The following is a 24,803-nucleotide window of genomic DNA, read 5'->3' as shown; positions in this document are numbered from 1 at the left end:
CAGCACGCGCCGGTTCACTCCTCGAAGCCGGCGAGCACCGACTCGGTGCCGGACAACCCCAGGCGGCTGGCGCCCGCCTCGATCATCTCGGCGGCGGCCTCACTGGTGCGGATGCCGCCCGACGCCTTGACACCAAGCCGGTCACCGACGGTCTCGCGCATCAAACGGACGGCGTGCGCGCTCGCGCCCCCGGCCGGGTGGAACCCGGTCGACGTCTTCACATAGTCGGCGCCCGCCCGCTCGGAGGCCTCGCAGCACGCGACGATCTGCTCGTCGGTGAGGGCGGCCGACTCGATGATCACCTTGAGCAGCACGTCGGGTGCGGCCTGTCGCACGGCCGCGATGTCGGCCGCGACCGCGGCGTAGTCGCCCGCGCGGGCCGCGCCGATGTCGATCACCATGTCGACCTCGGCGGCGCCGAGCCGCGCGGATTCGGCGGCCTCGGCGGCCTTCACCGCGCTGGTGTGTTTGCCACTGGGAAAGCCGCACACGACGGCGACGGGCAGGGAGGTCTCCAGCGGCAGCATCGACGGCGACACGCACACCGAGAAGACACCGAGACGCTCACCCTCGGCCACCAGGGCGCGGACGTCGTCGGCGGTGGCCTCCGGCTTGAGGAGCGTGTGGTCGACCAGCTGGGCGACCTGGGCGCGATTGAGTTTCGTCACCGCTCAAGGCTAACGGCAAGAATGCGTATTCTCGTCGCGCCACCCGTCACGCCAAGGAGTCACCACCGCCATGTCCGCCCCGTCAGCTCGCGTCCTGATCCTGTGCGGACCGAGTGGAGCCGGCAAGTCGCGCCTCGCCGAGCGGCTCAGCCGTGCGCAGGGCTGGCCGATCGTGCGCCTCGATGACTTCTACAAGGACGGCGACGACCAGTCACTTCCGTTGTCTCCCATCGGCATTCCCGACTGGGACGACGTCGCGTCGTGGAACCTGGAAGCGGCCTTCGACGCGTTGGAGCAATTGTGCACCGCCGGCGCGACCGTGGTGCCGCACTACGACATCTCCACCTCGCGGGCGGCCGGCACCACCCGGGTCGACCTCGGCGGCGCCGACACCGTGATCGCCGAAGGAATCTTCGCGGCCGACCTGGTCGCTCCCCTACGCGCGGCCGGACTGTTGCGCAATGCCTACTGCGTGCGTCAGAACCGCTGGGTCACGATGGGGCGGCGGTTCGTGCGCGACGTCGCCGAACGGCGCAAGTCGGTGCCGGTGCTGGCCCGGCGTGGACTGCGGTTGGCCCTCGACGAGCCCTCGATCGTTGCGACACACGAGCGGCGAGGTGCCCGCGCCGTGACCCCGAAGCAGGCCGAGCGGGAGGTTAGGGTCGGTGCATGACGAACTGGGCCAGCCCATCGGGGGACCGGCAGCCTGACGACTCCGCCGGTGCGGCCTCACCACCGCCGTATCGTCACCTCGGTTCACCAGGGGCACCGACACCGCCCCAAAACCAGCCGCAGAACCAACCGCGGTACGGCCAGTACGCGCCGGGCTACGGACCAGTCGGGCAGGGTCAGGTCGGGCAGGGGCAGGTCGGGCAGGGCCAATACGGTTACGGCGCACCGCAATACGCCCAGCCCTACAACCAGCCGTACAACCAGCAGGGCCCTCCCCCGCCGTACGCCGACCCGCGGGCATTCGCCCCGAAACCCGGCGTGATCCCGTTGCGGCCGCTGGTGCTCGGCGACATCCTGGAGGGCGCGTTCCGCACCGTCCGGGGCAACCCCTCGGCCACCATCGGACTCGCGTTCATCGTGGCGACGATCTTCGCGATCCCGACGGTGCTGGTGACGATCGTGGTGTCCAACACCGCTTTCGGAGCCAGTGACGCCGGTGACGTGCTGATGACCCTCGCCAGCTACGCCGGCCAGTTGGTCAGCACGGTCGCGTCGATCCTGCTGTCCGGGATGTTGATCGTCGTCGTCGCGGAGGCCGTGCTCGGGCACCGAGCATCGATCGGTGAGGCCTGGGAACGGATCCGGCCGAGACTCTGGGCGCTGCTCGGCGCGACCTTCCTCGTGGCGCTGGCGGTGATCGTCGTCGGTGCGCTGTTGGTCGGGCTCGGTGTGCTCGCCTATGTCGCCGCCGGCACCGCCGCTGCGGTCATCGTCGCTGTGCTCGGGGCCGTGCTGTTCCTGTGCGCGGCCGTCTGGGTGACCACGCGGCTCTCGCTCGCACCGGCAGCGATCACCCTCGAGGGCATGGGCCCGATCGCCGGGCTCAAACGTTCCTGGGCGTTGACCGACGGGCAGTTCTGGCGGATCCTCGGCATCACCCTGCTCACCCAACTGCTGATCGGCGCCATCGTCGGCATCATCATGGTGCCCGCGATGCTCATCGCCGTCGGTGTGCTCGCCACTACCGTCGACGACACCGGCAGCGGTGCCATGCCCGTCGGGTTCCTCATCTTCATGCAGGTGCTCACCATCTTCACGACCGCGATCACCGCACAGTTCACCTCGAGCGTCACCGGTCTGCTCTACCTCGACCAGCGGATCCGGCGGGAGGCGTTCGACCTGGAGTTGATGAACGCCGCCGGCCTCAAGTGACGCCGCGCCGAGCCGACAGATGTTCGCCGACCCTCCGCTCGACCCGAGCTCAGAGCAGGCCCGCAGACTGCTCGAACACGAGCTGAGCAAGCCGAAGTACGGCGACCGTCGCAACCTCGTCGAGCGTTTCGTCGACTGGGTTCGGGAGTGGATCGACAAACTCGCCGGCGGCGTCGGCGGTCTCGACACCCGCTGGATCGTGCTCGCGTTGGCCGTGCTCGCAGTCGTCATCGGGCTCGGGCTGAGCCGGGTGCGTCTGCGCCAAGGACCACGTCTGGCCGAGGACGACGAACTGCTCGACACCCGCGGCCTCAGCGCCGACGAACTGCGTGCCGCCGGCGCCCGGGCACGGGCCGACGGCGACCTCGCCGAGGCCTACCTGCAGTACTTCAGGGCGCTCGCGCGCCGTGGTGTCGAGCGGACGCTGGTGGCCGAGCGCCCCGGTGCGACCGCGCACGAGGTGTCGCTCGAACTCGCGCGGGCCTTCCCCGATCACCGACCGGCGCTGCACGACGCCAGCGACACCTTCGACGCGGTGCGTTACGGCGGACGGCTGCCCGACCGCACGGCCGTTGAGGCGATCCGCGACCTCGACCGGGCGTTGTCGGGCACCCGACCGCTGCGGCCCGCGACGCAGACGTTCGAGGCGGTCGATCCGTGATCCGGCGACGCCTGGGGTGGGCGGTGGTCGCGCTCGTCGTCGTGTTCGCGGTGGGCTGGGTGATGGTGCTGCTGACCGCCGAGAACGACATCCGCTACGACCCACAGAACCCCGCCGACCGCGGCGCGGAGGCGATCGCGAGTGTGCTCGCCGCCGAGGGTGTGACGGTGCATCGGGTCACCAACGTGCGCGATGCGGTCGAGCGGTCGGGCGCCGACACCGCCGTGTTGGTGAGCGACCCGCGCACCCTGTCGAGCGACCGGCTGCGTGAACTGGCCTCGGGCACCCGTGGGAGCGCCCGTCTGATCCTGGTCACCCCGGCCCCCGCCCAGCTCGCCGAGGCATTCGACCTGCCCGAAGAGGTCACCTACTTCCCCGGTCCGACCGCATCGGGTCAGTGCGAACTGCCCTGGGGTTCAGGGCTTTCGATGCCGCCGAACTCGGTCGGCTACACCCTGCCCGACGGCGCGGCGGGTTGCTTCGCCAAGGACGGTGCGAGCGCCGCGTACGAGGTGCCTGCAAGCAGCGACCGACCCGCCCTCCTCGTGCTCGGCAGCAATAACGTCCTGACGAACGCCACGATGAAGTCGGGCGACAACGCGGCACTCGGCCTGCGCGCCCTCGGCCAGAACCGGCAGCTCGTATGGGTCTCCGGCGGGTTCGACGGCAATTCTCCTGCCGCGCAGGAGCCCTCGGTGTGGCCGAAGTGGATCGGGCCGGCGCTGTGGCTGACCCTGGCCGCCTGCCTGCTGCTGATGTTCTGGCGCGGCCGGCGACTCGGACGGCTCGTCACCGAGCCGCTGCCGGTGATCGTGCCGGCGAACGAGACCACCGTCGCCCGGGGTCAGCTCTACCGACACGCCCGCGACACCGTCCGCACCGCCGCGGTGTTGCGCTCCGCCACGCGGTCGCGTCTCGCGGCCTTCCTCGGTGTGCCGCCCGGCGCCCCTCGGGACGCATTGATCCACCAGGTCGCGGTGCACACGGGCCGCGACGAGCGCGAGGTCGGAGCACTCCTCACCGACGACCCACGCCCCCTCGACGAAACCACATTGAGCAGACTTGCCGAGAACCTCTCGGCCCTGGAAAGGCAGGCACGCCGCTGATGACCGATCTCGACAAGCACACCGATCTGCCCACTGCCGACGAGGCACGCGCCGCGCTCGCCCGGGTGCGCGCCGAGGTGGCCAAGTCCGTGGTCGGCCAGGACGCCGCGGTGAGCGCCATCGTCATCGCCCTGCTGGCCAGAGGACATGTGCTGCTCGAAGGGGTGCCGGGTGTCGCCAAGACGCTGCTGGTGCGCACCGTCGCGGCGAGCCTGGCGATCGAGTCGAAGCGGGTGCAGTTCACCCCCGACCTCATGCCGGGTGACATCACCGGATCACTCGTGTTCGACTCCCGCAGTTCGGAATTCAGCTTCCGCCCCGGTCCGGTGTTCACCAACCTGTTGCTCGCCGACGAGATCAACCGCACGCCCCCGAAGACCCAATCGGCGCTGCTGGAGGCGATGGAGGAACGACAGGTCTCGATCGACGGCGCCCCGCGTCCCCTGCCGCAACCGTTCATGGTGGCCGCCACCCAGAACCCCATCGAGTACGAGGGCACCTACCAACTGCCCGAGGCACAGCTCGACCGGTTCCTGATGAAGATCTCGATTCCGGTGCCCGGGCGCGACGACGAGGTGCAGGTGCTGCAGCGGCACGCCACCGGCTTCGACCCCAAGGACCTCGCGGGAGCCGGAGTGCAGGCCGTCGCGTCACCGGCCCACTTGGCTGCCGGCGCCCGCGCGGTGCAGCAGGTGGAGGCACGGCCCGACGTGCTCGCCTACATCGTCGACCTCGCCCGCGCCACCCGGCAGTCGCCCTCGCTCTCGCTCGGGGTGAGCCCGCGCGGGGCGACCGCGCTGCTGGCGACCGCACGGGGCTGGGCGTGGCTCAACGGACGCGGCTTCGTCACCCCCGACGACATCCAGACGATGGCTCTGCCCACCCTCGCCCACCGGCTGTCGCTGCGCCCCGAAGCCGAGCTCGAGGGAGTCACCACGGACAACGTGCTGCGGTCGGTGCTCGGCTCCGTGCCCGTGCCGCGCTGACCCGGCCGGACCGAACGACTGACTGGACCGGACTGGACCGACATGGCAATCAGCGGACGCACCGTACTCCTGGCCCTCGCCGGCCTGGTGCTCGTCGTGCTGCGTCCGCAGCAGTCGTCGGTCGGTCTCTGGCTGTGTCTCGTGCTCGCGCTGGTAGCCGTCGATCTCGTGCTCGCGGTGTCACCCAAACGACTCGAACTGCGCCGCGAGGCGCCCGGTCAGGTGCGGCTCGGCGAAGCGACGACCGCCGGTCTGCTGGTGCACAACCCGACCGGCCGCGGCGTGCGCGGAACGCTGCGCGACGCCTGGCAGCCGTCCGCCGGCGCCGGGGACGACCGGCACCGCCTGCGGCTGCCCGCCGGCGAGACCCGACGGCTGCAGACCCGACTCACGCCGACCCGACGGGGCGACCGGCAGGCCGACCGGGTGACCGTGCGTTCGTTCGGCCCGATGGGCCTGGCCGCGCGGCAACGCTCGTTCGAGCTTCCCGGCTTCGTACGCTGCCTGCCGCCGTTCGCGTCGCGTCGGCACCTGCCCAGCAAGCTGGCGCAGCTGCGGCAGATCGACGGACGCTCGGCGGTGCGCACCCGCGGCGCGGGCACCGAGTTCGACTCGCTGCGTGACTACGTCGACGGTGACGACGTGCGCAGCATCGACTGGCGTGCGACGGCCCGCCGGCAACATCCGGTGGTGCGCACCTGGCAGCCCGAACGCGACCGGCGGATCATCATCGTGCTCGACACCTCCCGCACCAGCGCCGGCCGCATCGACGACATGCCGCGGCTCGACTCCGCCATGGATGCGACGTTGCTGCTCACCGCCGTCGCCTCCCGAGCCGGCGACCGCGTCGACCTCGTTGCCGGCGACCGGTCGATCCGGGCACGGGTGATGTCGGGCAGCGACCGGACGAGCCTCCTGCACTCGATGGTCACTGCGATGGCTCCTTTGGAAGCCGTTCTGCTGGAAGCCAACTGGAGCCGGCTCGCCGGCGCCGTGAACTCGTTGACCCGGCGCCGCAGCCTCGTCGTGCTGCTCACCCCGCTAGAACCCGCCGCGCTCGAGGAGGGCCTCCTGCCGGTGCTGCCGGGACTCACCCAGCACCACCGCGTGGTCGTCGCATCGGTCGCCGACCGTTCGGTGCTGGACACCGCATCTGCCCGGGACGGCGCGGCCCAGACCTACGAGGCCGCCGCGGCCGAGCGCACCGTCGCGCTGCGGGCACGCACCACCGCCGCGCTCGAGCGGGCCGGGGCGACCGTGCTCGACGAGCCGGCCGACAAGTTGCCTGTCGCGCTCGTCGACCACTACCTGCTGCTCAAACGACAAGGACTGCTGTGATGCGGGTGCTCTCCGACGCCGAGGGGCCGGGCAGCGTCGTCGACCTCTGACCCGCAGGCCGGGCGTCGGTCAGGCGAAGATCAGCCGCGGGCGGGCGCCTCGGCCGTCGCGTCGGCGCCGGTCACGTCACCCGTCACTCCCCGGGCGACCGCCGACCGGCCGAGCGTCCACACATAGATGAAGAACAGCAGTTCGGCCACCACACCGATGGCGATGCGCGCCCAGGTCGGCAGGTTCGACGGGGTGACGAAACCTTCGATCAGCCCGCTCACCAACAGCACCACGATCAAGCCGAGCGCGAGCGTCATCGACGCCCGAGCCTCCCGCGCGAAATGGCTCGCCCGGGAGCGATCGCCCGGCTCCACCCACGACCAGAACATCCGCAGACCCGCCCCGGCGGCGACGAACACCGCCGTCAGTTCGAGCAGACCGTGCGGCAGGATCAACCCGAAGAACAACCCGAGCCGGTCATGGTCGGCCATCAACCCGCCGATGATGCCGAGATTGCTGATGTTCTGCCAGAGCATGTAGATCACCGGCAGACCGAGCGCTCCCCCGGCGAGACAGACCGCGGCCACCCACGCATTGTTCGTCCACACCCGCGCAGCGAACTCGGAGTTCGAGCTCTCGTGGTAGTAGCCCTCGAACTCGTGGTTGACCAGATTGTCGATCGCTTCCGGCGACAGCATCGACGTCTGCACGCCCGGGTGGTCGGCGACCCACCACGCCAACAAGACCGCGACGACGATGTTCACGCCCATGGTGGTCAACCACCACCGACGCGAGCGGTACAACATGGCCGGGAAGGTCTCGACGAAGAAGGTCGCGAACACCGTCCAGGAACCGGTGCGAGTGCCCATCGCGCGGGCGCGTGCCTTGGCCAGGATGGTCGAGAGGTATTGCGTCACAGTCGGATCGGGAGCGGTCGACCGAATGTGCGACAGGTGCGTCGCGGTGCGCTGGTAGAGGTCGAGCAGTTCGTCCGACTCGGCCGCATCGAGCCGCCGGGCCGACGACAACTGCTTCAGCCGGGCCCACTCCGCCCCGTGCGCCTCCACGTACGCGTCCAGGTCCACACCGAAACTGTACGCTGCCAGAGATGACGACGAGCCCGGCAAAACCAGCGCCCGCCAAGCGGGCGCTGCGTGGTGCGGACGTCGATCGGTTGGTCACCGGCGAAGGGGTCTTGATCGAGGTCCCACCGACGTCGGTGGCGTCGCTGGTGATCGCCGCGATCATCGACTACGTCGTGATCTTCGGTGTCTACATCGGCTCCATCCTCGCGTTGAGCAGGGTCGCATCGTCCATGAGCGCCGCCCAGAGCGCGGTGGTGACGATCGTGCTCACCGTCTCGGCCTTCCTGGTCGTGCCGGTGGGCATCGAGGTGTGGAGCAGAGGCCGCAGCCTCGGCAAGCTGGTGATGAAACTGCGGGTCGTGCGCGACGACGGCGGCCCGATCTCCTTCCGCCACGCGTTCGTGCGCGGCCTCATCGCCATCGTCGAGATCTGGACGCTCAACGGCATCCCCGCGGTCATCTGCGCGATGATCTCCACCCGCGCCAAACGCATCGGCGATCTCGCCGCCGGCACCTACGTGGTGCGCGAGGAGACCGCGATGAAACTGGCGCCCGCGCCCTGGATGCCGCCCGCCCTCATCCCGTGGGCGACCGGCGCCGACATGGCCGCACTGCCCGACGGGCTCGCCATGCAGATCCGCCAGTACCTCCTGCGCACCGGGTCGTTGAGCCCGGCCGCCCACGAGCAGATCGGTCGCGACATGCTCGGCCGCGTGCTGCCGCTGGTGGCGCCCCCGCCGCCGCGAGAGGCTCCCGTCGACGCGGTGCTGGCGGCGGTGCTCGGCGAGCGCCGGCGCCGCGACCGCGAACGGCTGCAGCGCGAGGCGGCGCTGCGCAACCGCCTGCTCAGCTGACCATCCGATACTTCGCGGGAACCCCGGACCTCGTGACTCAGCTCCCCAGATTCCTGGCGGCTGCGTCGTAACCGGGTTTGATGACGTCCTCGATGAGGGTGAGGCGCTGCTCGAACGGCAGGAACGCCGACTTCATCGCGTTGACCGTCACCCAGCGCAGGTCGTCGAGGTTCCAGCCGGCTTCATCGACGAGTTGCTGCATCTCCCACGACATCGAGGTGTCGCTCATCAACCGGTTGTCGGTGTTGAGCGTCACCCGGAACCGCAGTTCCTTGAGCATCGTGATCGGGTGTGCCGCAACGGATTCAGCGGCACCGGTCTGCACATTCGAGCTCGGGCACATCTCCAACGGGATGCGCCGGTCACGCACGAACGCCGCGAGCCGGCCGAGCGTGGGCGCATCGCCGGACAGATCGATGTCGTCGACGATGCGCACCCCGTGCCCCAAGCGCTCCGCCCCGCACCACTGGATCGCTTCCCAGATGCTCGGCAACCCGAAGGCCTCACCGGCGTGGATGGTGAAGTGGGCGTTCTCGCGGCGCAGGTACTCGAAGGCGTCGAGGTGCCGGGTGGGCGGGTAACCCGCCTCGGCGCCGGCGATGTCGAAACCGGCGACCTCCTGGTCGCGGTAGCGGACGGCGAGCTCGGCGATGTCGCGGCTCTTGGCCGCATGCCGCATCGCGGTGAGCAGGGCCCGCACCCGGATCGGCCGGCCGGCCGAGGCGGCCCTGGCCTCGCCGTCGCGGAACCCGGCGTTGACCGCCTCGATGACCTGCTCCAGCGTGAGCCCTTGTTCGAGGTGCTGCTCTGGTGCGTACCGCACCTCGGCGTAGACGACACCGTCTTCGGCGAGGTCTTGTGCGCATTCCGACGCCACCCGGAACAGCGCATCGCGGGTCTGCATCACACCGACCGTCTGGGCGAAGGTCTCCAGGTAACGCACGAGCGACCCGGAGTCGGCGCTGTCGCGGAACCAGTCGGCAAGCCCCTGCACGTCATCGACCGGCAGTTCGTCGTAGCCGACCTCCTTGGCGAGTTCGAGCACGGTCGCCGGGCGCACGCCACCGTCGAGATGGTCGTGCAGCAGCACCTTCGGCAGTGCCTTGATCTTCGGGCGCACCTCGTGGCTCATCTTCTACTCCTCCCGACCGACGGTCTCGGGGCTGAACGCGGGCAGGCAGACCGCGATGTACTCGGCGCCCTCCGGTCCGCACGAGTATCGGATTCGTTCTCCCGCAGCGGTCTTGATCGACTCCCCCGCGTTCACCTCGGTGCGTCCGCCGTCGTGGTCGACGATGACGGTGCCCTTGAGCACCACCGTGTACTCGTCGAACTGCGGCGTCTGGAACGGTTCGTCCCACCCCGCCGGGGCGACCATGTGTGCGACCGATACGGCCGTCTCACCGGTGCTCGCGGCGCCGATGTGTTCGTCGATGATCTTGCCGCCGGGCACGGGGATACGGACGGCGTCGGTGTAGTGCTGGGGCATCAGCTGATCCTGTCGATGATGAGTTCGGGTCGGTCGTGCGAAGCGCCGGCGTCGCCGATGCTCCACTTGCCGACGAGGGCTTCCTGCGCCCGATCGAACCGTTCGGGGGTGTCGGTGTGCAAGGTCATGACCGGGTCGCCCGCGCGGACGGCGTCACCGGGCTTCACGTGCATCTGCACGCCGGCCGCGGCCTGCACCGCGTCCTCCTTGCGGGCACGGCCCGCACCGAGACGCCACGCGGCCACACCGACCGCAAGCGCATCGAGTTCGGCGAGCACACCGTCGCGGTCGGCGGTGATGACCTGCTGCTCCTTGGCGGTCGGCAGCCTCGCGTCGGGGTCGCCGCCCTGCGCGGAGATCATCCGGCGCCAGGCGTCCATCGCCCGACCGTCGCGCAGCGCGTCGGCAGGGTCGATGTCGGTCTTGCCGGCGGCCTGCAGCATCTCCCGGGCGAGGGCGACCGTGAGCTCGACGACGTCGGCCGGTCCGCCACCGGCGAGCACCTCGACCGACTCGGTGACCTCGAGGCCGTTGCCGGCGGTGAGGCCGAGCGGCGTGGACATGTCGGTGAGCAGTGCGACGGTCGTGACGCCGGCGTCGGTGCCGAGCGCGACCATCGTCTGCGCGAGTTCACGGGCGCGGTCGACGTCCTTCATGAACGCACCCGACCCCACCTTCACGTCGAGCACCAGCGCACCGGTGCCCTCGGCGATCTTCTTGCTCATGATCGAGCTGGCGATCAGCGGGATCGCCTCGACGGTGCCGGTGACGTCACGCAGCGCGTAGAGCTTCTTGTCGGCGGGGGCGAGGCCGCTGCCGGCCGCGCAGATCACGGCGCCGACGTCTTCGAGCTGCTGCATCATCTGCTCGTTCGACAGGCCCGCCTGCCAGCCCGGGATCGCCTCGAGCTTGTCGAGGGTGCCGCCGGTGTGGCCGAGTCCGCGGCCGGACAGCTGCGGCACTGCCACACCGCAGGCAGCCACCAACGGTGCGAGCGGGAGGGTGATCTTGTCGCCCACACCTCCGGTGGAGTGCTTGTCTGCGGTCGGACGCGACAGCGACGAGAAATCCATCCGTTCGCCCGAAGCGATCATCGCGTTCGTCCAGCGCGAGATCTCCGCGCGGGACATCCCGTTGAGCAGGATCGCCATCGCCAACGCCGACATCTGCTCCTCGGCGACGACACCGCGGGTATAGGCGTCGACGACCCAGTCGATCTGTCCGTCGCTCAGCGTGCCCTTGTCGCGTTTGGTCAGGATGATGTCGACGGCGTCGAATCGCTCACTCATGCACCTGATCCAACCACGTCCCTGCACCGCGACAACCTGCATCTGTTCGGAACCGGTGAGTCGCCGACGACGTCGCAGTCTCAAGGCGTTCGCCGCTCGAACGCCCACGCCCGTTTCACGCAGTCCGCTCCACCTGTCTTCCCGGAGGATCCATGTCACGCACCCGCCGAAGCCGCCGCGTCGCGCTGCCGGCCGCCGCGCTCATGCTCAGCGCACCGCTGCTTCTCACCGGCTGCAGCATGCTCGGCTCGTCGACCGACAAGTCGAGTTCGTCGTCGTCCGCAGCGGCGTCCGACGCTGCCGCACCGTCCGGCTCGTCAGGTGCCTCCGACTCGTCGGGCTCCTCGTCCGACGACGGCGCCTCCGCCTCGAGCAGTTCGTCGTCCTCCGACGGTCGGTCGGCGGACGCGTCCGGCAAGCCGTCCAAGGAAGAGGTCAAGAACGGCCTGCGCACCTACTACGCCGGCCAGGGTCTGCCGTCAGTGGCTGCCGAGACGTTCGCGAGTTGCATGGTCGACGAGGGTTACGACAGCTTGTCGGCCAAGACCCTCAATGCGATGAAGGACGGCAAGCCGGAGAACGTCGACCCCGCCGACAGCACCACCTTCACCAAGCTGAGCACCACCTGCGGTGCCCGCTTGTCCGGTGGCGCGTTGCCGTCGAACCTGCCACTACCCAGCTGACAACCCACCCACGCCCCGAAAGTTTGGGCGACACGCGGGGTAGGCGTCCAATCGCGCAAACCTTCGGAGGCCGTTGTCCATCGAAAGTTTGCGCAAACTTTCGCGGGGAGGGTCAGGTGAGGTTGTCCGCGCCGAACGCTTGAGGCAGTACTTCGCGCATCGACAACACGCCTTCCGGGGTCTGCAGCAGACACTCCGGCCCACCGTTCTCCCAGAGCAGTTGCCGGCAGCGACCACACGGCATGAGCGGTGCCTCGTCGCCGCCGACGCAGTAGACCGCCACGAGTCGTCCACCGCCGGTGCGGTGCAGGTCGCTGACCATGCCGCACTCGGCACACAGCCCCACGCCGTACGCGGCGTTCTCGACGTTGCAGCCCGACACGATGCGTCCGTCGTCGACCAGGCCCGCGACCCCGACCGGGAAGTGGCTGTACGGGATGTAGGCGTGCGACATCGCCTCGACCGCCTCCCGGCGCAGCGCGGCCCAGTCGATCTCGGGCATCAGTTCGCCTGACCCTTGCGGTAGATCGCGCCATCGGCCGCAGGCATTCGCAGTCGTTGCGAGGCGACCGCCATCACGATCAGCGTGGTGAGGTACGGCGTCATCGAGGTGAACTGCGTTGGCACCGAATCGTTGACAAAGTAGTAGTAGAGCAGCGCCGCGCCGAGCACCAGGCCGATCACCCCGGAGACGATCTTCTTGTTCCGGATGATCTGCCACAGGCCGACCAGCAACAGCGTCACCGAGATCGCCAGCAGGAGCGCGTGCAGCGTCGGGCCACCCTGGCGCAGCTGGATCGCGTCGGTGTAACCGAACAGCAGCGCGCCGGCGGCGAGGCCGAGCGGCATCCAGTTACCGAAGATCATCGCGGCCAGACCGATATAGCCGCGTCCGCCGGTCTGCCCCTCGACATAACCGTTGCCGGCCACCATCGCCAGGAAGGCACCTGCCAGCCCGGCGAGCCCACCGGAGATCAGCACCGCGACGAACTTGTAGGCGATGACGTTGACGCCCAGGGTCTCGGCGGCCTCCGGGTTTTCGCCGCAGGAACGCAGGCGCAGACCGAACGGGGTGCGCCACAGCACGTAGATCGACGCTACGACGAGCACCACGGCGAGCACCGTCAGCAGCGAGAGGTTCGTGCCGAGGCCGCCGAGGATGCCGGCGATGTCGGAGACGAGGAACCAGTGCTTGGCTTCCAGGTCGTGCAGTGCGCCGACGCCCGGCACGCTGAACGACCAGACGTCGTCGAGCGCCGGTGAGTTGGTCTCACCGCCGCCGTCCATCTTGCCGAAGACGCTCGCGGCGAGGTACTTCGCGAGACCGAAGCCGATGATGTTGATCGCCACACCCGACACGATGTGGTCGACGCCGAAGGTGACGGTGGCGAGCGCGTGCAACGCGCCACCGAGCACGCCGCCGAGGATGCCCGCGATGATGCCGACGACCACGCCGCCCTTGATCGTGCCGAACGCCGCTGCCCAGGTGCCGAGGATCATCATGCCCTCGAGCCCGATGTTGACGATGCCGGCCCGCTCCGACCAGAGGCCGCCGAGGGCGGCCAGACCGATCGGGACGGCAAGCGCGAGGGCTGCGGAGATGGCTCCGGAGGAGTCCATGTCGTTCGCGCCCGAGATGGTGCGCAGCACCGACAGCAGCAGCACGATCAGCCCGATCATGAGGCCGACCCGCGTCCACTTGCCCTCGGGCAGTCGCAGGGACGAGCCCGACTTGCGGACGTCGTCGGTCATGGTCGCGGTGCTCATGCTGTTGCTCCCTGAGCTGCAGTGGGCGTGGTGGCACCGGCGGCGAGCTGGGCGGCGACGTTGCGCCGCTCCATCCGCACCCCGATCCGACGCACGATCTCGTAGGCGATGATCACGGCGAGCACCATGATTCCCTGGATGATGCTGACCAGTGCCGGGCTGACGCCGGCGTTGATCTGCAGGCTGTTCGACTGGCCGTTGAGGAAGGCCCACAGGAAGGCACCGAACGCGATGCCGACCGGGTGGTTACGGCCGATCAACGCCACCGCGATGCCGGCGAACCCGAGACCCGACTGGCTGTTCGTGCCGTAGGCGTAGTCCTGACCGAACAGCGCGGGCATTCCGACGAGGCCGGCGACCGCACCCGAGAGCAGCATCGCGGTGAGCGTCATCCGCTTGACGTCGACGCCGCTGGCGACCGCAGCCGATTCGGAGGCACCGGTGGTGCGTAGGTCGAAGCCGAAGGTGGTGCGGCTGAGCACGAACCAGTAGACGAGTCCGACCACGATGGCCAGCAGCGACAGACCGAAGACGTTGCTGAAGGGCGTGTCGAGGATCGGCAGCGCCGGCACGTGCGAACTTTCTGGGATGGCCTTGGTGCTGGTCGCGTTCGACCCGGCTGCCGACGTGGCGGTCTTGGTGAGCAACCAGGCGACGAGCGCGGTGGCGATCGAGTTGAGCATGATCGTCGAGATCACCTCGGACACGCCGCGCTGCACCTTGAGGATGCCGGCGATGCCCGACCACACCGCGGCGGCCAGCATCGAGACGAGGATCGCGACGAACACGTTGAGCATGCCCGGCAGCCAGGCGTTGCCCGCGAACCACGCCGCCGCGAACATGCCGACGCGGTACTGCCCGTCGACACCGATGTTGAACAGGTTCATCCGGAAGCCGATGGCGACGGCCGCACCCGACAGGTACAGCACCGCCGCGTCGTTGAGCATCGTCGCCGGCATGCCTTCGGCGGGGCTGGACAGGAACACCTTCCAGACCGGGCCGACGGGGTCGCCGGATGCCACCAGCACCAGCGAGGTCACGATGACGGCGACGACGATCGCGAGCAGCGGGGCTGCGAGCGCCAGGCCGAACTTTCGTGCGTCGAACTTCACGACGCCCTCTCCTCATCAGTTGTGGCACCGGTCATGGCGGCGCCGAGGTCTTCGGCGCTGACGGTGGCCGGGTCGAAGTCTCCGGACAGGCGTCCACGCAGGATCACACGGATCGTGTCGGACAGGCCGATCAGTTCGTCGAGGTCGGCCGAGATCAGCAGCACCGCGAGTCCGTTGCGACGGGCCTCACGGATGTGGTCCCAGATCGCGGCCTGCGCGCCGACGTCGACGCCACGGGTCGGGTGCGCGGCCACCAACACCTTGGGGTCGTGGCTCATCTCGCGTCCGACGATCAGCTTCTGCTGGTTGCCACCGGACAGTGAGGTGGCCATGACGTCGATCGACGGGGTGCGGACGTCGTAGGCCTCGACGATCCGGGTGGTGTCGGCGCGCGCCGCGCCGGCGGTGAGCAACGGACCGTTGGAGTTGGGTGCCTGGGTCTGGTGACCGAGCATCCGGTTCTCCCACAACGGAGCGGACAACACGAGGCCGTGGCGGTGGCGGTCCTCGGGGATGTACCCGACGCCGGCTTCGCGAATTTTGCGGGTGTCCCAGTCGGTGATGTCCTCGTCGAGGTAGTGGATGCGACCGCCGGTGGGTTCGCGCATCCCCATGATGACCTCGACGAGCTCGGCCTGGCCGTTGCCCTCGACGCCCGCGATGCCGAGCACCTCACCGGCGTGGATGGTGAGGTCGATGTCGCTCAGCACCGGAGCCACACCGACCTCGGCGAGGCAGAGCCGGTCGATCTGCAACACGACCTTGTCGGTGACGGTCGACTCGGTCGTCTCCGGGGTCGGCAACTGCGAGCCGACCATCATCTCGGCCAGCTGCCGGGAGGTGATCTTCTTCGGGTCGGCGGTGCCGACGGTGGTGCCGCGCCGGATCACCGTGATGTCGTCGGCGACCTTGCGCACCTCGTCCAGCTTGTGCGAGATGAAGATGACGGTGAGCCCGTCGGCCTTCAGCCCGGCGAGGTTGGTGAAGAGTTCGTCGACCTCCTGCGGCACGAGCACCGCGGTCGGCTCGTCGAGGATGATGATCTTCGCGCCGCGGTAGAGCACCTTGAGGATCTCGACGCGCTGGCGGTCGCCGACGCCGAGCTTCTCGACGAGGTCGTCGGGGCGCAGGCCGAGGCCGTACGTCGTCGAGAGTTCCTGGATGCGCTCGCGGGCCTTGCCGCCGATGCCGTGCAGCTTCTCGGCGCCCAGCACGACGTTCTCGAGCACGGTGAAGTTGTCGGCGAGCTTGAAGTGCTGGAACACCATGCCGATGCCCGCGGCGATCGCGTCGGCCGGGGAGTTCAGGGTGAGTTCCTGACCGTCGACCGCGATGGTGCCCTCGTCGGCCTTCTGCACGCCGTACAGGATCTTCATCAGCGTCGACTTGCCGGCGCCGTTCTCACCGACGAGCGCGTGGATGCTGCCCCTCCGCACCGTGATGTCGATGTCCTTGTTGGCCACGACACCCGGGAACCGCTTGGTGATTCCACGGACGGCGACGGCGACTTGGCCGCCGGGGATTTCTTGGGACGGGACTGCGCTCGGCGGCGCGCCCTTGCTCAGATCGGCGATGATGCAACTCTCCTGCTCCGGGGCCGTGACCGGCCGCACAAAGGGCGAAGCCCGGTGCGCACGATATCCGACGCACCGGGCTTCGTTCATCCGGATCACCCTGTTGGGTGTGGGCCCGGATTCGGGTCAGGCGGACGGAACCTTGATGGAGCCGTCCTCGATGCCCTTCTTCAGCTCGTCGAGCTTGGACTTGATGTCGTCGATGTGACCACCGGTCGTGGCGAGCGAGACACCGCCGGCCTTCAGGTCGTAGACGTGGTTGCCGCCCTTGAAGTTGTTCTCGTGAACCATCTTCAGGAAGGCGAGCACACCCACGTCGACGCCCTTGACCATCGAGGTCAGGATGACCGAGCGCACACCGGCGGCCGCGGTCTGACCCTGGTCGGAGTCGACACCGATGGCCCACTTGCCGGTGCCGGCGGCCTTCGCGGCCTCGAACACACCGTCACCGGACTTACCGGCGGCCTGGTAGACGACGTCGGCGCCGTTCTGGAACATGCCCTGCGCGGCGGTCTTGCCCTTCGCCGGGTCGGCGAAGCCACTGAAGTCCGGCGGCTGGGTCAGGTAGGCGGTGTCGACCTTGATGTTCGGGTTGATCTTCTTCGCACCCGCGGTGTAACCGGCGGCGAACTTCTTGATCAGCGGCACCTCGACACCGCCGACGAAGCCGATGCGTCCGCTCTTGCTCTTGAGTGCGGCAGCCGCACCGGCGAGGTAGGAGCCCTGCTCCTCGGTGAAGGTGATCTGGTCGACGTTGTCGCCCTTGGAGTCGGCCGACGCGTCGTCGACGATCGCGAACTTCACGTTCGGGAACTGCTTGGCGACCTTGCCGACGGCGGCGGCGTAGGTGAAGCCGACGGCGATGATCGCCTGGTTGCCCGACTGCGCGAGCTGCTGCAGACGCGAGACACGCGCGGCGTCGTTCTCACCGTTGGTGGCAGCGACCTCGGTCGGCTTGATGCCGAACTGCTTCTCCGCCTCGTCGAGGCCCTTGGCCGCCGAGTCGTTGAACGAGTGGTCACCACGGCCACCCACGTCGTAGGCAAGGCCGACCTTGAGCTGGGCGGCGTCACCGCCGGACGAGGAACCGCTCGACCCGGCCGGGGCCGAGGAGTTGTCGGTTGTGCTGTTCGAGCCGCAGGCGGTCAGGCCGAGCGACAAAATTGCGACAGTCGAGGTGACCGCCAACTTCTTCACCGGGCGCACGGTGTCTCCTTCTAGATAACAGGGGTTCCCGGGCGCGGGACCGGGGTCGGCCGACGCAGGGTTCCGGGATGCCCGGGCAGCGAGATACGACCGCACGAGCGCGGCAACTGTATCGCCCGCTGAGATGCCCGTCAGCAGTTCGCCGCAGAACCGTTATCGAACGGTCACCAGCCTGTTACCCGCCGGTAAATGGTCAGGCCAACGGGCCGGGCGGCACCACCGCGGCTCCGGCCAGGAGCCGAGCGCCGATGCCGATCGCTCGTTCGTCGACCACCAGGTCGCCCTGGTGCAACTCGAAGGTCGCCCCGCCCGGGGTACGCGTGCCGAGGCGGGCCATCGCACCGGGACGGTCGCGCAGCATCCAGCTGAAATCCTCGCCGCCCATCGACTGCCTCGTCGGCACGACGGAGTGCTCCCCCACCGCGCGCAGGCTGGCGCGGCTGAGCGCGGCGATCGCGTCGGCGTCGTTGACCACCGGGGGCACGCCGCGCACGTGGCGCACCTCGACGTGCACCTTGTACGGCGCCGCGATCTGGTGGATCGTCGGCTCGATCAGCGCCTCCACGTCGTCCCATGCCTGGGCGTCGAGGATGCGCAGCGTGCCGCGGGCCTCCCCCACCGCTGGGATGACGTTGCTGGCGTTGCCGGCGTGCACCTCGCCCCACACCAGCGTCGCACCTGCGCGCGGGTCGAGTCGGCGGGAGATGACGGCGGGCAGTTCGCTGATGATCTTGGCCAGTGCGAAGACGACGTCCTGGGTGAGATGCGGACGGCTGGTGTGCCCGCCGCGTCCGCTGACCATGACGTGGATGCCGTCGCAGGCCGCCGTGACCGGACCGACCGCGAGACCCACCGTGCCCACGTCGATCTGCGGGTCGCAGTGCACCGCGAACACCCGGTCGACGCCGTCGAGCGCGTTCTCGTCGATCACGTTGTGCGCGCCGCCGGGCACGACCTCCTCGGCCGGCTGGAAGATGAACCGCACCGCCGTGCGCATCTGCTCGAGCTGCTCCTCGTGCCGCTTCAACGCGAGCGCCGCACCGAGCACCGCGCTGGTGTGCACGTCGTGGCCGCAAGCATGACAGACGTTGGCGGTGCGCGACGCGAACTCCAGACCGGTGCGCTCCGGGATCGGCAGCGCGTCGAGGTCGGCACGCAGCGCGGACCGGTAAACGGGCTGCGCGGGACCGATCTCGGCCACGAGCCCGGTGCCGTCCAACCGTCGGGTCGCGATGCCCGCCGCGGTCAGGGCGTCGTGGACCCGTTCGGTCGTGCCGTGCTCGTTGAACGCGATCTCGGGGTGCTGGTGGAAGTGCCGCCGGTGGGCGATGAGCTCCGGCTCCAGCTCGGTGACGTCGCGGGCGAGGGCGTCGATGAGGGTCTGGATGCTGGAGGTCGTAGCGGTCACAACCGATGGATTCTACGGCTGCGTGGCCGGGGCCGCTGCGGCGACCACGACGAAGGGCGCCGGGCCGAGGTCGACCCGCTCGGTGAAGATCTCACGGATCACCTCCCGATCGTGGTCGCTCAGGTGGCCGGCTCCGGCGAAGGCGACGAGCACCCCCGGCTCGTCCCGGATGTCGTCGATGCAGTCGGCGAGGGCGTCCCAGTTGTGACCGAAGTGATCGGGCAGGTCGAACGCGTCGGCGCACTTGGCGAGGAACGTCGCTTTGTCGGTCGGCTCCTCCAGCACGAGGTCGACCACCCGCCATCCGGCGCGCTCACCGACCGCGCGGACGTCGGCGGCGGATCGGTCGGAGCGCAGCACCGCCGACTCCCTGCGGGCGAGCGTCACGGTCAGGCTGGTCATCGCTGGATCCTCCGGAAGCTGACGTAATGGTCGGACGTGTAGTACATCGTGCCGTCCTGCCCGCGGATGATGCGGCGAGCGCCGCGGGTGTCCGCGCCGGGCGTGGGCACCGTGTACTCCCGGTAGTAGCCGCGCTTCTGCTTCGGCAGCAGTCCCTCGAAGTTGCCGAAGGTCTTGCCGTCGTCGCGCGGATACGGGAACGGTCCGCCCGCGTCGATCAACGCGATGGTGTCCTTGGCCTGCTTGGGCAGGTCGGCGTAGTCGACAGTGCGCAGGCCGTCGGCCTTCGTGCCGGACGTGTCCGAGTTGCCCGACGTGCTCGCCGCGGACGACCGGTACGCCGTGCTGCTGCCGGATTCCGTTGTCGCCGTGGTGCGCTCATAGCTGCGCGTGGTCGACGCGGCCGTGCCGTCGCCCGAACCACCGCAGTTGGTGAGCATGGTCAGCGCGAGCGCCAGCACCAACAACCCCAGGCAGATCGCCATGAAGTGGGTGCCGACGAACGACGCCTTCCGTTTGGTACCGCCGAGCAGGTCCCGCATCAGAACTGTTCGCGCGGCACGTACATGCCCCAGACCTCGCGCAGCGCCTTGCTCACCTCACCACCGGTGGCCCGGGCGGCGAGCGCGTGCCGCATCGGCAGCAGCACGTTGTCGGTGCCCTCGGCGGCCCGACGCAACGCGTCCAGCCCCTTGGTGACCGCGGCGTTGTCGCGGCCGGCGCGCAGCTTCTCCAGGCGCACGGCCTGCTCGGCCTCGATCGCCGGGTCGACGCGCAGCGGCTCGTACTTGTCGTCCTGGTCGATGGTGAACCGGTTCTGTCCGACGACGGTGCGTTCGCCGCCGTCGATCTCGAGCGCGATCTGGTAGGCGGAGCGCTCGATCTCGCTCTTCTGAAAACCCTCCTCGATCGCCTTGACCGCGCCACCCTTGTCCTCGACCTGCTGCATGAGCGCGGTGACGGCGTCCTCGATGTCGTCGGTCAGCGACTCGATGACGTAGCTGCCGGCGAACGGGTCGACGGTCTTGGTCACGTCGGTCTCGTAGGCGATCACCTGCTGGGTGCGCAACGCGAGTCGGGCCGCTTTCGCCGTGGGAAGCGCGATGGCCTCGTCGTAGGAGTTGGTGTGCAGCGACTGGGTGCCGCCGAGCACTGCCCCGAGGCCCTGGAGGGCGACGCGCACCAGGTTGACCTCGGGCTGCTGCGCGGTGAGCTGCACCCCGGCGGTCTGGGTGTGGAAGCGCAGCATGAGCGACTTGGGGTTCTTGGCGCCGAACTCCTCCTTCATGATGCGCGCCCAGATGCGGCGGGCCGCACGGAACTTCGCGACCTCCTCCAGCAGCGTGGTGCGGGCGACGAAGAAGAAGCTGAGGCGCGGCGCGAAGTCGTCGACGGCGAGGCCGGCGCGCATCGCAGCACGCACATACTCCTTGGCGTTGGCAAGGGTGAACGCGACCTCCTGCACGGGCGTCGCACCCGCCTCCGCCATGTGGTAACCGCTGATAGAGATGGTGTTCCACTTCGGAATCTCGTTGCGGCAGTAGGCGAACACGTCGCTGGTCAGACGCAGCGACTCGGCCGGCGGATAGATGTAGGTGCCGCGGGCGATGTACTCCTTCAGCACGTCGTTCTGGATGGTGCCGGTGAGCTTGTCGGCCGCGATGCCCTGCTGCTGCGCGGTGAGCTGGTAGAGCAACAGCAGCGTGCTGGCGGGCGCGTTGATGGTCATGCTGGTGGAGACCTCGTCGAGCGGCAGACCGTCGAAGAGGGTGTTCATGTCGTCGAGGCTGTCGATCGCAACGCCCACCTTGCCGACCTCACCGTGCGCCAGCGGGGCGTCGGAGTCGTAGCCCATCTGGGTCGGCAGGTCGAAGGCCACCGACAGACCGCCGGTGCCGTTGGCGACGAGTTCCTTGTATCGCTCGTTCGATTCCTTGGCCGTGCCGAACCCGGCGTACTGGCGCATCGTCCAGGGGCGCCCGGTGTACATGCTCGGGTATACGCCACGGGTGAACGGGTACTCCCCCGGTGCCCCGAGCTTGGTGGCCGCATCGAAGTCGGCGAGGGCGGACGCGTCGTAGAGCGCCTCGAACGGCAGATCGGACTCGGTAGTGGCCATGGTCACAGATTAGCCAGCGGGACGGCGCGGTCTCCCGCACCGTCCCGCATCCGGAAAGCGCGCTCCGGCCCACGCAACGCACTCAGGCTCGGCGAGCCACGTGGTAGCCGATGTTCCAGGCGCCGGAGCTGCTCAGCGGCGAGTAGGTGGAGGTCGTGTACTTCAGGTGGGGTGCGTTGCGCGACCCGTTCCTCAGGAAGGCCATCGAGTCGACCCAGTTGAGGGATGCACAGACCCGGTCGCCCCGGTTGCAGACGTTGTAGACGTACACACCGGACGGCCAGGACGCGCGACGTCCCCACATGCCGCCGTGGCTGCGGTCGGCGGTCTTGCTGCTGGCGAAGGTCGGGTTCATCATCGGGTCGCCGATGAGGCCGATGCCCTGCAGGCGGGCCCGCTGGGTGCTCGACATCCCCACCACCACATCGCCGACGATGTGGGCGCCCTGGGAGTAGCCGAACAGCGCGATCTTGGTGCGCGGGCACGCGTTGGCGTAGGAGTTGAAGGTCGCCTTGAGCGCAGCCCGTCCATCGGCCATCGAAGCGGCGTAGTTGAAGGAGGCCTGGTAGTTCACGTAGGTGCTGACGACGTTCGTCGAACCCTTCTGCGCCTTGAAGGCCGCGACGGCGGTGGGCAACTGGGTGCCCGAGGAGGTGCGGGTTCCGTCGTTGGTGCCGCGCACGGAGATGGTGGTGTACGCCTTGCACGTGACGGCTTCGGCCTGCGGGGCGGTGACGGTGATGGCGCCGAGCCCACCCATCGTGGCGACGGCGCTCATGGCGAGAAGGCGGCGGCTGCGGGACGACTTGATCATGACGGGCTGTCCTTTCGGGGGCTTTCCGAGCGGGTTTTTCCGCCCGCCAGAAGCCTGCCGCCGTCACTGCTGCGGCGGTACCCGTGAAATCACGGGTACGGCACACCCACCGTCCCGCGCATGACCACCGACGTGCCCTGCGCCGGAGCCGACCAGATGCTCGAATCGACACCGACTTCGCGCAGCGCCTGCTGCACCTGGGTGCTCAGCCCGAAGCCGAGCGGCTGAGCCTGCTGGTCGAAGCCGGCACCGTCGTCGGTCACCGAAACCTCCCAGCTGCGTCCGTCGCTGTCGGCGTGGACGACGACCTGCCGGGCGCCGGCGTACAGCCGGGTGTTGTGCAGCACGGTGGCAACCGCGCGGTCGGTCGCGGCCCACACCTCCGGGTCGAGCACCACCTCGGCGCCGAGGTCGACCACCAGGTGCAGCGGCAGATCGTCGAACCCCTCGACCGCGGAGTCGATCATCGTGCCGATGGTCGACTCGCGCTCGTCGCCACGTGGCGGCGGAGTCTGGCCGAGGTAGGTGCGCAGGCGGCGCGACTCCCGTTCGGCCTGCAGCCGCAGCGCCGGCAGCACTTCCGCCGGCGTGCGCTCGTCGGACAGCAGCCGCAGGATGCTCGTGGCATCGTGCACGGTGAGCTGGTAGCGGTGCAGTTCCAGGGCCCGGGTCGCCGTGACCGCCTCCTCCTTCGACCGGTCGGCGTCGGCGGCGAGACCCCGGATGTACGCGACCAGCAGAGCGACCACGATCGCGTAGCCGGGCACGGTCGCGGCGTTGTTGAAGGCCGTCGACCACGACCCGGCGGCGGACGCCGTCCACCCGAACGACCAGACGCCGAGCCCGAGCCCGACGGCCACCGCCGCGCGGGCCGGCAGATAGGTCGACCCGATGGCCGCCACGTTGACCGCATAGCCACCGGCCCATGCTTCCCAGGTGCCGACGGTGTGTTCGGCCGGCAGCACGAGGGTCATCACCGGGTAGGCGGCGAAGCCGAGCGGGATGTCGATCGGTTGCCAGCGACCGGCACGAACCGCGGACGATCGCAGGCAACTCGCGATCAGCGCCGCCGACACCGCCAGCACGGCACCGGCGAGCACGACGTAGAGCCACGGGGTGGCGGCGAGACCGATCCCGGACGGCAACGCGACGAGGATCTGAAGCACCACCACCGACCGCATCGCGGCCGATACCAACGCTATTCCGCGTTCGGCACGCACGGCGGCCGCCTGCTCGGGCGGCTGCGTTGCCGTCTCCACGTCGGGACTCACCCGCACATCGTGCCAGCGATCCAGTGATCAGCCGATGGTGCGGTTGAGCTCACCGACAAGTCCGGGGCCGCCGTAGATGAAGCCGCTGTAGACCTGGATCAACGAGGCGCCGGCGTCGATCATCGCCTTGCCGTCGTCGGCGGTCATGATGCCGCCGACCCCGATGACCGGCAGTGCGGTGTGCGAGGCGACGTAACCCACGACCTGGCGGGCTCGGACGGTGAGCGGCGCACCCGACAGTCCGCCGGCCTCGCCGGCGAGCATCACGTCCTTCCCTACGATGTCGTCGCGACCCAGCGTCGTGTTGGTCGCGATGATGCCGCTGACGTCGGCGCGCAGTGCGACCTCGAGCACGTCGTCGATGGCTTCGTCGGCGAGATCTGGGGCGATCTTGACGAAGATCGGGGTCGGACGCTTGCCTCGGGTTGCGAGGCGGGTGGTCTCGGTGACCAGTTCCGCGAGCAGTTCGGCCAACGGTTCCTTGTCCTGCAGGCTGCGCAGTCCCGGGGTGTTAGGGCTCGACACGTTGACCGCGACGTAGTCGGCGTAGTCGTCGAGCGCTCGCAGCGACGTCAGGTAGTCGTCCACGGCTTCCTCCACCGGCGTGGTCTTGGTCTTGCCGATGCTGACCCCGACGGGGATCGACACCTTGCCGGCGAGCGCGAGGGTGTCCGCCAGATGCTGGGCACCCAGGTTGTTGAAGCCCATCCGGTTGATGATCGCGCGGCTCTCGACCAGCCGGAACAGCCGCGGCTGGTCGTTGCCCGGCTGTGCGTGAGCCGTCACCGTGCCGAGTTCGACGTGACCGAACCCGAGTGCGCCCCACGCCTTTACCCCGACGCCGTCCTTGTCGACGCCGGCGGCCAGGCCGACGCGACCCGGAAAGACGATGCCCGCGACCTCCACCGGCTTGGTCGGCACGGCGGTCGCGCGGGTCAACGCCTTGATCGCGGAGGGCCGTTGGCCGACGGCGCGGATCTGCTTGAGGGTCGCGTGGTGCGCGGCCTCGGCGTCTCCACCGCCCATTTGGAACAGCAGCGGCCGAAGCAGGTTGCGGTAGCCGAGGTCGAAGAGTCGGGTGCGTCCGTCGGGCATG

25 protein-coding genes are annotated in these 24,803 nt (G+C 69.2%); 8 read left to right on the top strand and 17 right to left on the bottom strand.

Annotated features, from left to right (window positions below; translation table 11 throughout):
* Positions 1 to 14: 14 nt before the first annotated feature.
* Positions 15 to 668 carry a deoxyribose-phosphate aldolase gene (gene deoC, locus DFJ65_RS06990; RefSeq protein ID WP_115922411.1) on the bottom strand — a complete coding sequence of 218 codons (654 nt, stop codon included), beginning with the start codon at positions 666 to 668 and terminating at the stop codon, positions 15 to 17.
* A gap of 70 nt (positions 669 to 738) precedes the next feature.
* On the opposite strand from deoC, the gene DFJ65_RS06985 reads away from it, so the two are divergent.
* From DFJ65_RS06985 to DFJ65_RS06965, 6 genes are read left to right on the top strand one after another with little or no spacing between them, the layout of a single operon-like run.
* Complete coding sequence (locus DFJ65_RS06985) at positions 739 to 1,341, top strand: uridine kinase family protein (protein WP_115922410.1); 603 nt, start codon at positions 739 to 741, stop codon at positions 1,339 to 1,341.
* Entirely contained in the window at positions 1,338 to 2,552 is a 1,215-nt protein-coding gene (locus tag DFJ65_RS06980) for a DUF7847 domain-containing protein (protein ID WP_115922409.1), read from the top strand. Before DFJ65_RS06985 ends, DFJ65_RS06980 begins: the two co-directional genes overlap by 4 nt.
* Before the next feature lie 19 nt (positions 2,553 to 2,571).
* Positions 2,572 to 3,213: a DUF4129 domain-containing protein gene (locus DFJ65_RS06975; protein WP_115922408.1), complete on the top strand. Its 642-nt coding sequence runs from the start codon at positions 2,572 to 2,574 to the stop codon at positions 3,211 to 3,213.
* On the top strand, positions 3,210 to 4,319 hold the full coding sequence (locus tag DFJ65_RS17725; protein ID WP_211308381.1) for a DUF4350 domain-containing protein: 1,110 nt from the start codon (positions 3,210 to 3,212) through the stop codon (positions 4,317 to 4,319). Before DFJ65_RS06975 ends, DFJ65_RS17725 begins: the two co-directional genes overlap by 4 nt.
* The gene (locus tag DFJ65_RS06970; protein WP_211308380.1) at positions 4,319 to 5,305 is read left to right on the top strand and encodes an AAA family ATPase; all 987 of its coding nucleotides are present in this window, start codon (positions 4,319 to 4,321) and stop codon (positions 5,303 to 5,305) included. Before DFJ65_RS17725 ends, DFJ65_RS06970 begins: the two co-directional genes overlap by 1 nt.
* A gap of 42 nt (positions 5,306 to 5,347) precedes the next feature.
* A complete protein-coding gene (locus DFJ65_RS06965; RefSeq protein WP_115922406.1) occupies positions 5,348 to 6,643 on the top strand; it encodes a DUF58 domain-containing protein in 1,296 nt (431 codons plus the stop codon).
* An 80-nt stretch (positions 6,644 to 6,723) separates the two neighbouring features.
* On the opposite strand, the gene DFJ65_RS06960 is transcribed toward DFJ65_RS06965, so the two are convergent.
* Positions 6,724 to 7,719, bottom strand: a complete 996-nt coding sequence (locus DFJ65_RS06960) for a stage II sporulation protein M (protein ID WP_115922405.1) — start codon at positions 7,717 to 7,719, stop codon at positions 6,724 to 6,726.
* A 23-nt stretch (positions 7,720 to 7,742) separates the two neighbouring features.
* Here DFJ65_RS06960 and DFJ65_RS06955 point away from each other — a divergent pair, with 23 nt between their 5' ends.
* A complete protein-coding gene (locus DFJ65_RS06955; RefSeq protein WP_115922404.1) occupies positions 7,743 to 8,573 on the top strand; it encodes an RDD family protein in 831 nt (276 codons plus the stop codon).
* A gap of 37 nt (positions 8,574 to 8,610) precedes the next feature.
* Here DFJ65_RS06955 and DFJ65_RS06950 read toward each other — a convergent pair whose 3' ends face one another.
* The 3 genes from DFJ65_RS06950 to DFJ65_RS06940 are packed head-to-tail and all read right to left on the bottom strand — an operon-like array spanning position 8,611 to position 11,351.
* On the bottom strand, positions 8,611 to 9,705 hold the full coding sequence (locus tag DFJ65_RS06950; RefSeq protein WP_115922403.1) for an adenosine deaminase: 1,095 nt from the start codon (positions 9,703 to 9,705) through the stop codon (positions 8,611 to 8,613).
* 3 nt (positions 9,706 to 9,708) lie between these two features.
* Positions 9,709 to 10,062: a cupin domain-containing protein gene (locus tag DFJ65_RS06945; protein ID WP_115922402.1), complete on the bottom strand. Its 354-nt coding sequence runs from the start codon at positions 10,060 to 10,062 to the stop codon at positions 9,709 to 9,711.
* Positions 10,062 to 11,351, bottom strand: coding sequence for a thymidine phosphorylase (locus DFJ65_RS06940; RefSeq protein ID WP_115924157.1), 1,290 nt, complete (start codon positions 11,349 to 11,351; stop codon positions 10,062 to 10,064). The genes DFJ65_RS06945 and DFJ65_RS06940 overlap by 1 nt, the downstream gene beginning before the upstream one ends.
* Before the next feature lie 152 nt (positions 11,352 to 11,503).
* Here DFJ65_RS06940 and DFJ65_RS06935 point away from each other — a divergent pair, with 152 nt between their 5' ends.
* A complete protein-coding gene (locus tag DFJ65_RS06935; RefSeq protein WP_115922401.1) occupies positions 11,504 to 12,034 on the top strand; it encodes a hypothetical protein in 531 nt (176 codons plus the stop codon).
* 112 nt (positions 12,035 to 12,146) lie between these two features.
* Here DFJ65_RS06935 and DFJ65_RS18340 read toward each other — a convergent pair whose 3' ends face one another.
* The 12 genes from DFJ65_RS18340 to DFJ65_RS06875 all read right to left on the bottom strand — a co-directional run bounded on the left by DFJ65_RS18340 (position 12,147) and on the right by DFJ65_RS06875 (position 24,802).
* Positions 12,147 to 12,536 (bottom strand): cytidine deaminase, encoded by a 390-nt coding sequence (locus tag DFJ65_RS18340; protein ID WP_115922400.1) that lies wholly within the window; start codon positions 12,534 to 12,536, stop codon positions 12,147 to 12,149.
* The gene (locus tag DFJ65_RS18335) at positions 12,536 to 13,801 is read right to left on the bottom strand and encodes an ABC transporter permease (RefSeq protein WP_342767504.1); all 1,266 of its coding nucleotides are present in this window, start codon (positions 13,799 to 13,801) and stop codon (positions 12,536 to 12,538) included. Before DFJ65_RS18335 ends, DFJ65_RS18340 begins: the two co-directional genes overlap by 1 nt.
* Positions 13,798 to 14,913, bottom strand: coding sequence for an ABC transporter permease (locus DFJ65_RS06920; RefSeq protein ID WP_115922399.1), 1,116 nt, complete (start codon positions 14,911 to 14,913; stop codon positions 13,798 to 13,800). Before DFJ65_RS06920 ends, DFJ65_RS18335 begins: the two co-directional genes overlap by 4 nt.
* Positions 14,910 to 16,577, bottom strand: a complete 1,668-nt coding sequence (locus DFJ65_RS06915; protein ID WP_115922398.1) for an ABC transporter ATP-binding protein — start codon at positions 16,575 to 16,577, stop codon at positions 14,910 to 14,912. The genes DFJ65_RS06920 and DFJ65_RS06915 overlap by 4 nt, the downstream gene beginning before the upstream one ends.
* A 36-nt stretch (positions 16,578 to 16,613) precedes the next feature.
* A complete protein-coding gene (locus tag DFJ65_RS06910) occupies positions 16,614 to 17,693 on the bottom strand; it encodes a BMP family lipoprotein (protein WP_115922397.1) in 1,080 nt (359 codons plus the stop codon).
* Positions 17,694 to 17,886: 193 nt separating this feature from the next.
* Entirely contained in the window at positions 17,887 to 19,101 is a 1,215-nt protein-coding gene (locus DFJ65_RS06905; RefSeq protein WP_245950071.1) for an amidohydrolase, read from the bottom strand.
* Positions 19,102 to 19,113: 12 nt separating this feature from the next.
* The gene (locus DFJ65_RS06900; protein ID WP_115922396.1) at positions 19,114 to 19,503 is read right to left on the bottom strand and encodes a barstar family protein; all 390 of its coding nucleotides are present in this window, start codon (positions 19,501 to 19,503) and stop codon (positions 19,114 to 19,116) included.
* Positions 19,500 to 20,045, bottom strand: a complete 546-nt coding sequence (locus tag DFJ65_RS06895; protein WP_245950069.1) for a guanyl-specific ribonuclease — start codon at positions 20,043 to 20,045, stop codon at positions 19,500 to 19,502. The genes DFJ65_RS06900 and DFJ65_RS06895 overlap by 4 nt, the downstream gene beginning before the upstream one ends.
* Positions 20,045 to 21,622: an acyl-CoA mutase large subunit family protein gene (locus DFJ65_RS06890; RefSeq protein WP_115922395.1), complete on the bottom strand. Its 1,578-nt coding sequence runs from the start codon at positions 21,620 to 21,622 to the stop codon at positions 20,045 to 20,047. Before DFJ65_RS06890 ends, DFJ65_RS06895 begins: the two co-directional genes overlap by 1 nt.
* An 82-nt stretch (positions 21,623 to 21,704) precedes the next feature.
* On the bottom strand, positions 21,705 to 22,436 hold the full coding sequence (locus tag DFJ65_RS06885; RefSeq protein WP_115922394.1) for a cutinase family protein: 732 nt from the start codon (positions 22,434 to 22,436) through the stop codon (positions 21,705 to 21,707).
* 89 nt (positions 22,437 to 22,525) lie between these two features.
* Positions 22,526 to 23,707: a sensor histidine kinase gene (locus DFJ65_RS06880; protein WP_147301344.1), complete on the bottom strand. Its 1,182-nt coding sequence runs from the start codon at positions 23,705 to 23,707 to the stop codon at positions 22,526 to 22,528.
* A gap of 27 nt (positions 23,708 to 23,734) precedes the next feature.
* Positions 23,735 to 24,802, bottom strand: coding sequence for a quinone-dependent dihydroorotate dehydrogenase (locus tag DFJ65_RS06875; protein ID WP_115922392.1), 1,068 nt, complete (start codon positions 24,800 to 24,802; stop codon positions 23,735 to 23,737).
* Position 24,803 lies beyond the last annotated feature (1 nt).

The sequence above is a fragment of the Calidifontibacter indicus genome (genome assembly GCF_003386865.1).
GTDB lineage: Bacteria > Actinomycetota > Actinomycetes > Actinomycetales > Dermatophilaceae > Yimella > Yimella indica.
This window is presented reverse-complemented; position numbering and strand designations above follow the sequence as displayed.

What these genes read in the sequence shown, in the direction of transcription:
- DFJ65_RS06985 (WP_115922410.1), top strand. Translation starts at nt 739, where the DNA reads ATGTCCGCCCCGTCAGCTCGCGTCCTGATCCTGTGCGGACCGAGTGGA.
- DFJ65_RS06980 (WP_115922409.1), top strand. Translation starts at nt 1,338, where the DNA reads ATGACGAACTGGGCCAGCCCATCGGGGGACCGGCAGCCTGACGACTCC.
- DFJ65_RS06975 (WP_115922408.1), top strand. Translation starts at nt 2,572, where the DNA reads ATGTTCGCCGACCCTCCGCTCGACCCGAGCTCAGAGCAGGCCCGCAGA.
- DFJ65_RS06970 (WP_211308380.1), top strand. Translation starts at nt 4,319, where the DNA reads ATGACCGATCTCGACAAGCACACCGATCTGCCCACTGCCGACGAGGCA.
- DFJ65_RS06965 (WP_115922406.1), top strand. Translation starts at nt 5,348, where the DNA reads ATGGCAATCAGCGGACGCACCGTACTCCTGGCCCTCGCCGGCCTGGTG.
- DFJ65_RS06955 (WP_115922404.1), top strand. Translation starts at nt 7,743, where the DNA reads ATGACGACGAGCCCGGCAAAACCAGCGCCCGCCAAGCGGGCGCTGCGT.
- DFJ65_RS06950 (WP_115922403.1), bottom strand. Translation starts at nt 9,705, where the DNA reads ATGAGCCACGAGGTGCGCCCGAAGATCAAGGCACTGCCGAAGGTGCTG.
- DFJ65_RS06945 (WP_115922402.1), bottom strand. Translation starts at nt 10,062, where the DNA reads ATGCCCCAGCACTACACCGACGCCGTCCGTATCCCCGTGCCCGGCGGC.
- DFJ65_RS06940 (WP_115924157.1), bottom strand. Translation starts at nt 11,351, where the DNA reads ATGAGTGAGCGATTCGACGCCGTCGACATCATCCTGACCAAACGCGAC.
- DFJ65_RS06935 (WP_115922401.1), top strand. Translation starts at nt 11,504, where the DNA reads ATGTCACGCACCCGCCGAAGCCGCCGCGTCGCGCTGCCGGCCGCCGCG.
- DFJ65_RS18340 (WP_115922400.1), bottom strand. Translation starts at nt 12,536, where the DNA reads ATGCCCGAGATCGACTGGGCCGCGCTGCGCCGGGAGGCGGTCGAGGCG.
- DFJ65_RS18335 (WP_342767504.1), bottom strand. Translation starts at nt 13,801, where the DNA reads ATGAGCACCGCGACCATGACCGACGACGTCCGCAAGTCGGGCTCGTCC.
- DFJ65_RS06915 (WP_115922398.1), bottom strand. Translation starts at nt 16,577, where the DNA reads ATGAACGAAGCCCGGTGCGTCGGATATCGTGCGCACCGGGCTTCGCCC.
- DFJ65_RS06900 (WP_115922396.1), bottom strand. Translation starts at nt 19,503, where the DNA reads ATGACCAGCCTGACCGTGACGCTCGCCCGCAGGGAGTCGGCGGTGCTG.
- DFJ65_RS06895 (WP_245950069.1), bottom strand. Translation starts at nt 20,045, where the DNA reads ATGCGGGACCTGCTCGGCGGTACCAAACGGAAGGCGTCGTTCGTCGGC.
- DFJ65_RS06890 (WP_115922395.1), bottom strand. Translation starts at nt 21,622, where the DNA reads ATGGCCACTACCGAGTCCGATCTGCCGTTCGAGGCGCTCTACGACGCG.
- DFJ65_RS06885 (WP_115922394.1), bottom strand. Translation starts at nt 22,436, where the DNA reads ATGATCAAGTCGTCCCGCAGCCGCCGCCTTCTCGCCATGAGCGCCGTC.
- DFJ65_RS06875 (WP_115922392.1), bottom strand. Translation starts at nt 24,802, where the DNA reads ATGCCCGACGGACGCACCCGACTCTTCGACCTCGGCTACCGCAACCTG.